The sequence below is a fragment of the Serratia sp. LTN-2 genome (assembly GCF_059740205.1).
This window is the reverse complement of the sequence record NZ_JCAXDO010000001.1, coordinates 407,143-419,664: the sequence shown is the minus strand read 5'-3', so window position 1 is coordinate 419,664 and position 12,522 is coordinate 407,143. Positions and strand designations below refer to the sequence as shown.

13 protein-coding genes are annotated in these 12,522 nt (G+C 59.4%); 7 read left to right on the top strand and 6 right to left on the bottom strand.

Annotated features, from left to right (window positions below; translation table 11 throughout):
* Positions 1 to 117 precede the first annotated feature (117 nt).
* From pgpB to lapB, 3 genes are all read left to right on the top strand, one after another.
* On the top strand, positions 118 to 882 hold the full coding sequence (gene pgpB, locus AC6BYQ_RS01880; RefSeq protein WP_019452694.1) for a phosphatidylglycerophosphatase B: 765 nt from the start codon (positions 118 to 120) through the stop codon (positions 880 to 882).
* 298 nt (positions 883 to 1,180) lie between these two features.
* On the top strand, positions 1,181 to 1,483 hold the full coding sequence (locus tag AC6BYQ_RS01875; RefSeq protein ID WP_004930650.1) for a LapA family protein: 303 nt from the start codon (positions 1,181 to 1,183) through the stop codon (positions 1,481 to 1,483).
* A gap of 6 nt (positions 1,484 to 1,489) precedes the next feature.
* The gene (gene lapB / locus AC6BYQ_RS01870) at positions 1,490 to 2,662 is read left to right on the top strand and encodes a lipopolysaccharide assembly protein LapB (protein ID WP_019452693.1); all 1,173 of its coding nucleotides are present in this window, start codon (positions 1,490 to 1,492) and stop codon (positions 2,660 to 2,662) included.
* Positions 2,663 to 2,722: 60 nt separating this feature from the next.
* On the opposite strand, the gene AC6BYQ_RS01865 is transcribed toward lapB, so the two are convergent.
* Positions 2,723 to 3,022, bottom strand: coding sequence for an Arc family DNA-binding protein (locus AC6BYQ_RS01865; RefSeq protein ID WP_440529059.1), 300 nt, complete (start codon positions 3,020 to 3,022; stop codon positions 2,723 to 2,725).
* Between the two features lie 173 nt (positions 3,023 to 3,195).
* Positions 3,196 to 3,456 (bottom strand): multiple stress resistance protein BhsA, encoded by a 261-nt coding sequence (bhsA, locus tag AC6BYQ_RS01860; protein ID WP_019452691.1) that lies wholly within the window; start codon positions 3,454 to 3,456, stop codon positions 3,196 to 3,198.
* 329 nt (positions 3,457 to 3,785) lie between these two features.
* Between bhsA and pyrF the strand changes: the two genes are divergently transcribed.
* Positions 3,786 to 4,514 (top strand): orotidine-5'-phosphate decarboxylase, encoded by a 729-nt coding sequence (gene pyrF / locus AC6BYQ_RS01855; protein WP_498056212.1) that lies wholly within the window; start codon positions 3,786 to 3,788, stop codon positions 4,512 to 4,514.
* Between the two features lie 10 nt (positions 4,515 to 4,524).
* Complete coding sequence (gene yciH, locus AC6BYQ_RS01850; protein WP_019452689.1) at positions 4,525 to 4,851, top strand: stress response translation initiation inhibitor YciH; 327 nt, start codon at positions 4,525 to 4,527, stop codon at positions 4,849 to 4,851.
* Positions 4,852 to 5,042: 191 nt separating this feature from the next.
* Here yciH and osmB read toward each other — a convergent pair whose 3' ends face one another.
* The 4 genes from osmB to AC6BYQ_RS01830 all read right to left on the bottom strand — a co-directional run bounded on the left by osmB (position 5,043) and on the right by AC6BYQ_RS01830 (position 9,676).
* Entirely contained in the window at positions 5,043 to 5,261 is a 219-nt protein-coding gene (osmB, locus tag AC6BYQ_RS01845) for an osmotically-inducible lipoprotein OsmB (protein WP_004930634.1), read from the bottom strand.
* Between the two features lie 278 nt (positions 5,262 to 5,539).
* The gene (locus tag AC6BYQ_RS01840; RefSeq protein WP_019452688.1) at positions 5,540 to 6,286 is read right to left on the bottom strand and encodes a DeoR/GlpR family DNA-binding transcription regulator; all 747 of its coding nucleotides are present in this window, start codon (positions 6,284 to 6,286) and stop codon (positions 5,540 to 5,542) included.
* A 50-nt stretch (positions 6,287 to 6,336) separates the two neighbouring features.
* On the bottom strand, positions 6,337 to 8,769 hold the full coding sequence (locus AC6BYQ_RS01835) for a formate C-acetyltransferase/glycerol dehydratase family glycyl radical enzyme (RefSeq protein WP_498056211.1): 2,433 nt from the start codon (positions 8,767 to 8,769) through the stop codon (positions 6,337 to 6,339).
* A gap of 4 nt (positions 8,770 to 8,773) precedes the next feature.
* Positions 8,774 to 9,676 carry a glycyl-radical enzyme activating protein gene (locus tag AC6BYQ_RS01830; protein ID WP_498056210.1) on the bottom strand — a complete coding sequence of 301 codons (903 nt, stop codon included), beginning with the start codon at positions 9,674 to 9,676 and terminating at the stop codon, positions 8,774 to 8,776.
* A 149-nt stretch (positions 9,677 to 9,825) separates the two neighbouring features.
* Here AC6BYQ_RS01830 and fsa point away from each other — a divergent pair, with 149 nt between their 5' ends.
* Both fsa and AC6BYQ_RS01820 read left to right on the top strand, forming a co-directional pair.
* Positions 9,826 to 10,491, top strand: a complete 666-nt coding sequence (fsa, locus tag AC6BYQ_RS01825; protein WP_432525136.1) for a fructose-6-phosphate aldolase — start codon at positions 9,826 to 9,828, stop codon at positions 10,489 to 10,491.
* A 275-nt stretch (positions 10,492 to 10,766) separates the two neighbouring features.
* Positions 10,767 to 12,488: a ShlB/FhaC/HecB family hemolysin secretion/activation protein gene (locus AC6BYQ_RS01820; RefSeq protein ID WP_498056209.1), complete on the top strand. Its 1,722-nt coding sequence runs from the start codon at positions 10,767 to 10,769 to the stop codon at positions 12,486 to 12,488.
* Positions 12,489 to 12,522 lie beyond the last annotated feature (34 nt).

Genomic DNA, 12,522 nt, shown 5'->3' with positions numbered 1-12,522 from the left:
TGGCGTTTTCTGGCCACCTATTATTGCGATAGGTTGCCTATCTGTTTAATTTTTAGCGTGTTATCAATATTGCACTCTTGTTACACTGCTGCCTGATTCACGCAGAGGAAAATGGCAATGTATGAGATAGCAAAACGCACGGCGGGCGGCGCGCTGCTGTTGTTGTTGATGCCGCTGGCGGTCTGGGTATCCGGCTGGCACTGGCAACCCGGCGGCAATGAGCCGCTGCTCAAAGCGCTGTACTGGGTGACCGAAACCGTAACCTCGCCGTGGGGCATTCTGACCAGTGTTATCCTCTGCGGCTGGTTTTTGTGGTGTCTGCGCTTTCGGCTGAAGGCGGCCATCGGTTTGGCGATCCTGCTTTTCGCCGCGCTGGTGATCGGGCAGGGAGTGAAGTCGTTAATCAAGGATCGGGTGCAAGAACCGCGGCCGTTTGTAGTATGGCTGGAGCAAACCCACGGCGTGGACGGCAAATATTTTTATTCGCTGCACCGCAAAGAGCGCAGCGCGCTGGTGCGCGAGCAGCTGCAGGATCAAACTGTGGTGCCGAACTGGCTGCGCAAGCACTGGCAGTTTGAAACCGGCTTCGCGTTTCCGTCGGGGCACACCATGTTCGCCGCCACCTGGGCTCTGTTGGGAGTAGGGTTGCTGTGGCCGCGTCGCCATTATAAAACCGTCGCGCTGCTGATGGTGTGGGCAACGGGGGTGATGGGCAGCCGTCTGCTGCTGGGAATGCATTGGCCGCGCGATCTGGCGATGGCTACGCTGATCAGTTGGCTGCTGGTGGTGGTCACCTGCTGGCTGGCGCAGCGCTGGTTCGGCCCGCTGACGCCGCCGCCACAAGAGCAGCAGGAAATCGCGGCGCGCAAGCCGGAGCCGTGATGGTTATGTGACCATGTCACATGCAACGCGGCGCCCGATCGGCGCCGCATTAACCGCTTACATTTTCCCGCCATTGCAATCTGCGCCGCCGCCCCCATATCCTTATAAATTCGACGTTTTGAGAAGCTTTCTCATCAATTTGATCGCTAAAGCCGTTGACTGCCGAATATGCCAGCAGATATGTGGTTTTATCGTGCCGCAGGGTTTCCCTGCCGCAACGGGAAATGCTAACTTAAGGGTTAGGGACGCCACGTTTTGGCATCGTTCATCCGATTCACTCGGCATCGCGGGAAAGAATGTGAAATATTTGCTGATTTTTTTGTTGGTTCTGGTGATCTTCGTGATTTCCGTCACTCTGGGTGCGCATAACGATCAGGTGGTCAATTTTAACTATCTGGTCGCGCAGGGCGACTATCGCGTATCGACCCTGTTGGCCACGCTGTTTGGCGCCGGTTTCGTGCTCGGCTGGATCATTTGCGGCCTGTTTTACCTGCGCACGCGCATTGCGCTGGGCCGCGCCGAGCGCAAGATCAAAAGGCTGGAGCTGCAGCTCGAGCAGCCCGCTGAACCGGCGGCTCAGCCCGTTGTCAGCAAGGAATAATCCTCTATGTTAGAACTGCTGTTTCTGTTGCTGCCCGTGGCTGCCGCGTACGGTTGGTACATGGGGCGCAGAAGCGCTCAGCAGGACAAACAGCAAGAAGCCAACCGCCTGTCGCGTGAATACGTGGCAGGGGTGAACTTTCTGCTTTCCAACCAGCAGGACAAGGCGGTCGATCTGTTCCTCGATATGTTGAAAGAGGACAGCAACACCGTTGAGGCTCACCTGACGCTGGGCAACCTGTTCCGTTCGCGCGGCGAAGTCGACCGCGCTATCCGTATCCATCAGGCATTGATGGAAAGCGCCTCCCTGACCTTCGAACAACGTCTGTTGGCGGTACAGCAGCTGGGCCGCGATTATATGGCGGCCGGGCTGTACGATCGTGCGGAGGATATGTTCAGCCAGTTGACCGACGAAGCGGATTTTCGCGTCTCGGCGCTGCAGCAGCTGCTGGTGATCCATCAGGCTACCAGCGATTGGCAAAAAGCGATCGACGTGGCGGAAAAGCTGGTCAAGCTGGGCAAAGAGAAACAGCGCGTCGAGATTGCGCACTTCTATTGCGAGCTGGCGCTGCAGGCGATGGGCAGCGACGATCTCGATCGGGCGATGAGCCTGCTCAAGCGTGCGGACGCCGCCGACAAACAGTGTGCGCGCGTGTCCATCATGTTCGGGCGCATTTACATGGCGCAAAACGACTATGCCAAAGCGGCGGAATCGCTGCAGCGCGTATTGAGCCAGGATAAAGAGCTGGTCAGCGAGACGCTGCCGATGCTGCAGGAGTGCTACCGGCATCTGCCGGAACAGCAGCACAACTGGGCGGATTTCCTGAAACGCTGTGTGGAAGAGAACACCGGCGCCACCGCCGATCTGATGCTGGCCGAAATCATCGAGCAGCACGAAGGGCGCGACGTGGTGCAGGTCTATATCAACCGTCAGCTGCAGCGCCATCCCACCATGCGGGTGTTCTATCGGCTGATGGATTACCACCTGGCAGACGCTGAAGACGGCCGGGCGAAAGAGAGTCTGTTGTTGTTGCGTGATATGGTCGGCGAGCAAATTCGCACCAAACCGCGTTACCGCTGCCACAAATGTGGCTTCACCGCGCACTCGCTCTATTGGCATTGCCCGTCGTGCCGCGCCTGGTCGTCGGTTAAACCGATCCGCGGTCTGGACGGGCAATAACGCGGCGGCGAGACAAAAAAAACGGGGCGATAAATCGCCCCGTTTTTTTATGTTCATCACTTACTTTTTCTTGCCGCCTTTAGCACCGGTTTTCAACAGCTGACGCAGTTTCTTCAGCTCTTTCTGGCTCAGCGGCTGTTCAATCTCTTCTTCGGTGCTTTGATTGTCGATCTCGCCGTGGTGCAGCTCATCCGCTTTCTTGGTAGGTTTTTCAGCCTTGGCTGCGGGCGCGCTGAAGCTGCTTTCCAGGCGTTGGCACACTTCTATGCTCAACGAAAATTCGTTTTCAGCGGCGGCGGCGCGGATTTTTTCCTTCAGTTCCAGAGGAATTTTAATGGTAAGTGTCGATATCTCGCTCATTTTGAAAGCCTTTCTGCAGGAAGATGCCTTCAAGCTAAGCCACTGACGATCGGGTGTCTAGTGTGTAATAAAAATTTAATATTTCTGTAACAAAATGGGGCGGGGGAAATGCGGTTTTTTTCAGGCGGTAAACAGAGGCAGGGCCCGAACGTTCGGGCCCTGTACCGGAAACATTATTTGTAGATGATCGCGGTGCCGCTCAACATGTTGTTACCACCGGCGGAGATGATACGGTAGCTGCTGGCGCCCTGGGCATCGGCTTTAGCGGCCAGTTTTTTCTCCAGGCTGCTGAGGGTCGTTGCGTGACCTGCGGAAACGACGCCGGTGGCGGTCAGGTTATCGGCCTGCTGGCTGCTGATCGGTTCAGCGGCGAAGGTGGCGAAAGAGGTCAGTGCAATAGCGGCAGCGGCTGCAAAATATTTGATGGTTTTCATAGGTGACTCCAGTCTGTTTATTTAGGAAGGAAGCCGTTCGCTTCCGATGTGGTGAATAATAAAGCATCCGTGCCGATTGAAAATCTGATAATGCTGAGCAAGTCTTTCAAAATATCTGATTAACAATTTACGCATCTTTACGGCGTTTTACGCTGCGTAGTTTATTGCTGACGGGCGTTCGTTGACGCGCCATGACAAAGACGGGAGGTAACATGACAGAGCGTAGGTGCGCGCTGCGGCTGGGATTTCTGGTCCCCGGCATGTAGAATGCGGCGGTCAGTTTCGCGGGTGAGTCCCTGATTATGTCCATTTTACAGAAGGTAGAAGAAATGAAGTCTAAAAATAACACTAATAACAATGACTTAAAATCATCTCCAATCGTTGTGGCGTTAGATTACGCCGATAAGAACGCTGCGCTGGCGTTCGCCGACCGTATCGATCCGCAAGACTGCCGCTTGAAAGTGGGCAAAGAAATGTTCACGTTGTTTGGGCCGCAGCTGGTGCGCGATCTGCACGGGCGCGGCTTCGACGTGTTTCTCGACCTGAAATTCCACGATATTCCCAATACCACGGCGCATGCAGTGGCCGCAGCGGCGGAGCTGGGCGTTTGGATGGTTAACGTGCACGCCAGCGGCGGCGCGCGCATGATGACCGCCGCTAAAGAAGCACTGGTGCCTTACGGCGCGGATGCGCCGCTGCTGATCGCCGTTACGGTGCTGACCAGCATGGAAGCGGAAGACCTGCGCGGCATCGGCATCGAGGCCAGTCCGGCGGAGCACGCCGAGCGCCTGGCGCGCCTGACCCGCGACTGCGGGCTGGACGGCGTGGTGTGTTCGGCGCACGAAGCGCAGCGCCTGAAGGCCGCCTGCGGGCAGGCTTTCCAACTGGTGACGCCGGGGATCCGCCCTGAAGGCAGCGCGGCGGGCGATCAGCGCCGCATCATGACGCCGGTGCAGGCGCAGGCCGCCGGCGTGGACTACATGGTGATTGGGCGTCCGATCACCCAATCTGCCGATCCGGCCGCGACGCTGCGCGCGATCCGCGCCTCTTTGGCCTGAGGAAGCGATGATGAATGACGATAACAGCCGTCTGGTGTATTCCACGGACACCGGTCGCATTAAGCAGGAAGAGGTTAAACCGCAACGCGCCAAGGGCGACGGCATCGTGCGCATCCAGCGTCAGACCAGCGGCCGCAAGGGGAAGGGCGTGTGCCTGATCGCCGGCGTCGATCTGGATGATGCCGCGCTCGACAAGCTGGCGGCGGAATTGAAAAAGAAATGCGGCTGCGGCGGTTCGGTGAAAGAAGGTGTCATCGAGATCCAGGGCGATAAGCGCGACCTGCTTAAACAGTTGCTGGAAGCCAAAGGCATGAAGGTGAAGCTGGCGGGCGGCTGAGGCGAATCGCCATGCCGCAGTGCAATGCCGCGGCATGGCTTGAGGTTGTTGCTGCCGGGGGTTAGCCCGTTAACGGCAAAAGAACCATAGACTTAAAGTAAAACAGACCTGAAATCATCGTTATTCTGGTTAATACGTCAAAGCGCAGATGCGCTTTTGCCAGCCTGTCGGCGGAAGACTATCGGTCAGGTTTATTTGCCAACCTGGTGACCGATGATACCCCCTACCGCAGCCCCACCCAGCGTGCCCAACGCGCTGCCGTTGGTCAGCACCGCACCGCCGACTGCACCGGCGCCGGCACCGATAGCGGTGTTGCGATCGCGTTTGGACATGTTGGAACATGCGCTGAGTGAAAACGCCAGAGTCAGAGCCAGAGCGGCGGTGGCGAAACGTTTATTGATAATCATCATAATGACTTCTCCTTAGCATTGGCTATATGGAAGTGCCCTGTAAGTATAGGCGTTAACCATAGATCAGGCCTGCCGTTGGTTCCCATACAGTATCGATATAAAAACGGCATCTTTTGTTAACGGCCGAATAATTAGCAGGTTACGGCCCAAAAGTTACCGAAGCTGAGTATAGGTTTCTCGGGAAGGATAAACAGGTAAATAGTCTTAAAAACCCGCTGTGCAAGGGGAAAGGCGCGCGGTGTGGCCCGCGCGGCGCGATAGGTGCGGTGGCGGCCGCGTTACTCGTTGACCAACTCAAGCTGCACGCCCTGGCGTTTCAGCTGATGTTGATACTCCAGCGCCAAACGTGAATCGGTGATCACCCGGCTGATCTGCCCCGGCTGCGCCAGCGGGTTGGGTTGGATTTGGCCGAATTTGCTGGAGTCCGTCAGCACGATATTCTCCACGCCCTTGGCCAGTACTGCGCTGACCACATCGGCGCGCATCATGTCGCGGCCGGTAAAGCCGGTTTCGGCCTGAAAGCCGTCAATGCCGATAAACGCCTTGTTGAAATGCACCTGTTGAATGCACAGCCGCGTCAGCGGGCCGACCACGGTCTCGCTTTTCTTCTGGTACATGCCACCCAGCACGATGACGTCGCAGTCGGTTTCTTTGAGCAGGTTGGCGATGTAATGGCTGACGGTGATAAGCGTAATGCGCTTGCGTTCGGCGATGTAGCGGGCCAGCAGGGCATTGGTGCTGCCGCTCTCGATAAAGATCGTCTCGCCGTCATTGACCTGCGCGGCGGCGTACTGCGCCAACCGCTGTTTGAGGGTGAAATTGGACATCATGCGGGCGTCGACGTCGTCGCTCTCTAACGCCACGGCAGAGCCGTGCACCCGCTTCAGATAACTGCGCTTTTCCAGCAGGTTGAGATCCTGCCGGATAGTGACTTCCGAGACGCCCGAGGCGCGCGCCAGTTCATTGACGCTGATCCGCCGGCGATCGTTAACCAACTGCAATATGGTCTGTTGTCGTAAATTCATATCGGCCTGATGATGCGGCCACCAAGGCGCGGCCGCTAAGAGTCAAAGGTTTAAAGAGTATGTTCTGTGCGCGCAATAATATCATCCTGCGCCTCAGGGGATAATGCGGTAAAGAAGGCGGAATAGCCAGCTACGCGAACCACTAAATCACGATATTGGTCAGGGTGTTGCTTCGCCGCCAGCAGTGTTTCGCGCGACACGATATTGTACTGCACATGCCAGCCGCGGTAGTTCTCGAAGAAGGTGCGCAACATCAGCATCAGCTTTTCCCGATCGCGCGGGTTGTCCAGCGTCGCCGGGTTCAGCTTTTGATTGAGCAGCACGCCGCCGAGGATTGCCTCGGTCGGCAACTTGGCGAGCGAATTGAACACCGCCGTCGGGCCCAGGTGGTCGGTACCGGACGCTGGGCTGGCGCCTTCCGCCAGTGGCGTGTGCGCCTTGCGTCCATCGGGCGTGGCCGCAGTGGCGGCGCCGAAGGGCACGTTGGCCGAGATCGACGAAGTGCCGGCGTAGTAACCACCGCCGATCGGCCCGCGGCCGAAGCGGGTGTTGCGATACTGCTTCAGTTCTTCGATATAGGTTTGGTAGGCGCGCACCAGCAGCCGATCGACCTCGTCCACGTCGTTGCCGTATTTAGGCGCGGCGTTGAGCAGCCGCTGGCGCAGCTGTTCGCCATCCAGCCCGGCGAAGTCGTCGGCCAGCGCCGCCGCCAGCTGCTGCTGGCCGACCGTCCCCTGGTCAAACACCAGTTTGCGCACCGCCGCCAGGCTGTTGCCCAGGTTGGCGATGCCGACCTGCAGGCCGGAAACCCAATCGTATTTGGCGCCGCCTTGTTTGATGCTTTTACCGCGTTCAATGCAGTCATCCACCAGCGCGGAACAGAGGATATCGTGGGCATTCTCTTCCAGCACGCTGTCCACCACGCATTCGATCTCGATCGACTTGCGCGTGTAGTAGCGGATTTGCCGGTCCCAGGCGGCTAAGACCTGCTCGAAATCGGCGAAGTTTCCTTTGGATAGCGCCTGTGCCTGCGGCAGGAAGATCTGCCCGGAGGTCGCGTCGCGGCCCTGTTCCAGCGCCGCCAGCAGCACGCGGGCGAAGTTGATGAAGCTCATGCCGGTGCAGCGATAGCCCCATTTGCCGCCGACGGCGGTCTCGATGCAGCCGATGGCGGCGTAGTCGTAAGCGTCTTGTGGCTCAACCCCCAGCCTGATGAATTCGGGAATGACGATTTCGTCGTTGTTGAACGCCGGCATGCCGAAACCGCAGCGGATCACCTGCACGCAGGCGTCGAGGAAGTCGCCGCTCATCCCCGCATGGTAACGTACGCTGAGGTTGGGCTGGGTGGAGCGCAGGCGGCCGCAGGACTCGAGAATGGCGTAGGACAGCGGGTTGACCGCATCGCACGGCCGCCCGTCGATCAGCTTCTGTCCGCCGATGGTGACGTTCTGGTACAGCGGGCTGCCGGCGGAAGCCTTGGAATGCGAGCCGGAGCGGATCTTGTTGACCTCCAGCAGCTTCAGCCAGCAGCTGTGCAACAGCTCGATGGCGTCTTCCCGCGCCAGCTTTTGCTCCAGCTCCACGTCACGCCGATACCAGGGATAGAGGTATTGATCGAGGCGGCCGAAGGAAACCGAATGGCCGTTGGATTCGATCTGCAACGTCAGCTGGATGAAATAGCACAGCTGCAGCGCCTGCCAGAAGGTTTGCGGCGGGCGATGGGCGATCTGTTCACAGTTATCCGCGAGGGCCAGCAGTTCGGTGCGCCGCCAGTCGCGCGGTTCGTTTTGCGCCATGTCGCGCGCCAGGCGGGCGAAGCGCAGGATGTGCTCGCTCAGCGCCGCCAGCACGATGTCGATGGCGTTGAGAAACTGCGCTTTGTGCAGATCTTCCCACTCGGTCAGGTGCAGACGGCTACGGCGCGCGTTCACTTTTTCACGCAGGCCGTCGAGACCTTTCTCCAGCAGCAGCGGGAAGTTAACCGCCAGGTGAGCGTCGCCGGAGGTCATGTTGCCCTCGGCCTTGATGATGCCGGTGGCCAGCAGCGCCTTTTGCTCGTCGGTGAACATGCCGTAGCAGCGATCCTGCACCGTTTGGCCGCGCCACCAGGGGCACAGGCGATGCAAAATCGCCTTGTTCTCTTCACTGACCGAAAAACCGGCGCCCGGCCGGTCGGCTAGCTGGTCGATCTCGTTCTCTATCCAGCCGACGGTGTATTCGGGGAAGATCGGCGCGGCGCGCAGCTCGCTGGCCTGGTTGCCGACGATCAGCTCGTCGTTAGCGATCCAGATGGTGCGCTTCGCCAGATGGTTGGCCAGCGCCAGCGCGCGACGCACCGGCAGTGGCCGATCCTGATGCTGTTGATAGGCTTCGGTATAGTGCTGCGCACGCTCGGTGCACACCGGCGGTTTGACGATGTGAATCAGCGCGTTCTTGTGCGCCTGGATGCGGGCGCTTAGGGTGGTCAAATCCAACGTGGTCATGGCGTTATCCTCGCAAAATGGCGGTCAGGCCTTTGGCGCCGGCATAGGCTTCGGCGAAGGCCAGCAAATCCGGCGCGTCCAGCGGCGTGCGGGCGGCGCGGTAGGGCTCTCCGAGCAGGTGATACTTGTTGATGCCCAGCGTGTGGTACGGCAGAAAGTGGATCTCCGATACGCCGATCTCGTCGGCGGCGAAGTCGACGAGCGCGCGGACTGAGCGGCGATCGGCGTTGAAATCGGGGATCAGCGGCACGCGCACGGTCATCTGCACGCCATGCGCCGCCAGACGGCGGAAGTTGTTCAGTACCCGGCGGGCGGAGCCGCCGGTCCAGGTTCTGAAGCGCGCTTCGTCGGTGTGCTTGAGATCGGCCAACAGCAGGTCCAGCCACGGCAGCGAAGGGGTGATGTAACGCCACGGCACGTGCAGACAGGACTCGACGGCGGTGTGAATGCCGGCCTCGCGGCCGCGCCGCAGCAGCTCTGCCGCCACCTCCGGTTGCATAAAGGGTTCGCCGCCGGACAGCGTTAAACCGCCACCGGTACGCAGATAGAAAGGCTTATCCCGCATCACCTCGGCCATGATATCGTCGGGATTGATCGCGCTGCCGCACAGGCTGAGTGCGCCGGTCGGGCAGACGGCGGCGAGGGTCGCATAATCGTCGGCGTTGATGCGCTCGCGTTGCAGCGTCAGCGCGCCGTCCGAAGTGGGCTGCAGGCCTTGCGGGCAGCGCGCGGCGCACAGCGTACAGCCGCTCAGGCACAGGCGCTGGTCAAACAGCAGATCCGCGTGGCGCGAGCGGCTTTCCGGGTTCTGACACCAGCGGCAGCTCAGCGGGCAGCCTTTTAAAAAGACCACGCTGCGAATGCCGGGGCCGTCATGGGTCGAATAGCGCTGCAGATTAAAGAACATGAGTCACCCGTTTGGCGTTGCTGAATCTTTCGCCATTAAAGATGTTTCGAATGAAAGTTGAATTGATTTTGGTCAAAGGTTGGCGGGGTTTTTACCCTATGATGATCAGAGTTTGAATCCGCCCACAGAACAAGACACAGGAGTCCGTGATGGAGCTTTATCTCGATACCGCCGATGTGACTGCGGTAAAACGCCTGGCGCGCATTCTGCCGTTGCACGGCGTCACCACCAACCCGAGCATCGTGGCGAAAGAAGGCAAGCCGATCTGGGAAGTGCTGCCCGCGCTGCGCGACGCCCTCGGCGGCACCGGCAAGCTGTTTGCGCAGGTGATGGCGACCGATGCAGAGCGCATGGTGGCTGAGGCGGCGCTGCTCAGCCAGCGTGTGCCGGGGCTGGTGGTGAAGATCCCGGCGACCGCCGAAGGATTGGCGGCGATCAAGAAACTCAAAACGATGTCCATCCCGACGCTGGGCACTGCGGTATACGGCGCCGGGCAGGGGCTGTTGGCGGCATTGGCCGGGGCGGAATATGTGGCGCCTTATGTCAACCGCGTGGATGCGCAGGGCGGCGACGGTATCGAAATGGTGCACGAGCTGCAGCAGCTGTTGAGCCTGCACGCGCCGTCGGCGCAGGTGCTGGCCGCCAGCTTCAAGACGCCGCGCCAGGCGTTGGAATGTCTGCTCGCGGGCTGTCAGGCCATCACGCTGCCGGTGGACGTGGCGGAGCAGTTCCTGAATGCGCCGGCCGTACAGGCCGCGGTCGAGAAGTTCGAGCAGGATTGGCAGGGGGCTTTCGGCAGCAGCCTGCTGAACTGATGGCCTGCGCCTATTCCTCGGTGCTCACACTATTATCGCTAAAGGGTGGCGGCTACGCGCCATCCTCCTTTCATTATCCATTATCGGCTTTCCTTTCACTTAATTGTCGCTGAACTGTTTATTTTCCGCATGATCTCTCTTTCGGGAAAAATCGATTGATTTTTGCCCTCATCGGCTCATAATTCGTCACTAAAGCAGTGTCATTACAATTATTTAAATTATTTATAATATTTCACTCATAAATTTATTGAAATAATAATGATGGGGAGCCAAGGATGCGCTCAAATTACGTTCGTGCTGTGCCTTGTTTTATTCGCTATGGTCTGTCGGGATTGTTGCTCGGCGCCGTGCCGTTTTTTTCCGCCTCTGCGGCTGAGGCTTTCAGCCAGGGCGCGGCGGCTATTGATGCCCGTGAGCAGCTGCGTCAGCAAGAGCGAGAACGCGCCCTGCAGAACCAAAACACCCCTCAGGCCGATGCGCGCGTGGCTGCCCCTGAGCGGGTGCTGCCCGATTATCCTCCTCACGAAAAACCCTGTTTTACCATCAACCGGTTGGTGCTCGTCGGCGAGTCGGCCGAACGCTTTCAGTGGGCGCTTGCGGCCGCCAACGATGCCAAAGGCCGTTGCCTGGGCGGGCGGGGGATCGTGCTCGCTATCAACAAGGTGCAAAATGCCATTTTGGCCAAAGGCTACGTCACAACTCGGGTGATGGCGCAGGAGCAGGATCTGACTCAGGGCACGTTGACACTTACGTTGCAACCCGGGCGTATTGGCGACGTCCGCTTTGATGAGCCGGTTTCCTGGCGTGGACGGTTGTGGAACGCCGTTCCGGCCTCGCGCGGCGATCTTCTTAACCTGCGCGATATCGAGCAGGGGCTGGAGAACTTCAGGCGGGTGCCCAGCGCCAATGCCGACATTAAAATCGTGCCCGGCACCCAGGAAGGCACCAGCGATCTGCAGGTCAACTGGCACGAGGGGCGCCCGGTGCGGCTCAGTCTGGGGTTGGACGACAGCGGCTCCAAAAGCACCGGGCGCTATCTTGGCTCGGCCACCCTGGCTATTGATGCCCCGTTTGCGCAAAATGACCTGTTCTACGCCAACATCGGCAAGGATTTATTCCAACACGGGCCGTTCGGCAACCGTTCGCATACGCTGAACTATTTCTTCCCGGTGGGATATTGGGCCTTCTCGGCCAACTATAACGACTACACCTACCATCAGAACATCCCCAACGCCAATGAGGTACTGCGCTACAGCGGCAAGAGCGACAACTTTCAGTTGACCGTTTCCCGGTTGCTGTACCGCGACCAATCGCACAAGACCACGCTCAACCTGCGCGGCTATCGCAAGCACTCGACCAACTATGTGGAAGACATTGAAATGACCCAGCAAAAGAGGCGGACAGCGGGCTGGGAGATTGGACTGAACCAGCGCAGTTACCTCGGGCGTAATACGCTGGATGCGTCGCTAGCTTGGCGGCGCGGCACCGGCGCCCTGGGAGCGCTGCGCGCGCCGGAGGAAGCCAATCACAACGGCTCGGCGCGTACCGGCATCCTGCTCGGGGATGCGGGGTTCAACATGCCGTTCTCCTGGGGTGAGCAGCCCTGGCGGCTGTATACCAGCGTGCGCGGCCAGTGGAGCCCGAACGCGCTGACGCCGCAGGAGCGGATGGCCATTGCCGGGCGCTACACGGTGCGCGGTTTTGACGGCGAGCAGATGCTGTCTGGCGAAAAAGGCTTGGTCTGGCGTAACGACATCGCCTGGAATGTGTTTGCCCGCGGTCACGAACTCTATCTGGCCGCCGACTACGGGCGGGTGGACGGCCCGAATACGCGAGGCTTGCCGGGGCGGCAATTGGCGGGCAGCGCGCTTGGGGTGCGCGGCGCCTTGTGGGGGCGATTCAGCTATGACCTGTTCGCCGGCGTTCCTTTGTACAAGCCTGCGGGTTTCCACACCTCGGGTGCCACGGCCGGCTTCAGCGTTAACCTGGAAATCTGAACGCGGGCCAAGCGGTAGTGGCGGCTTGCCTGAC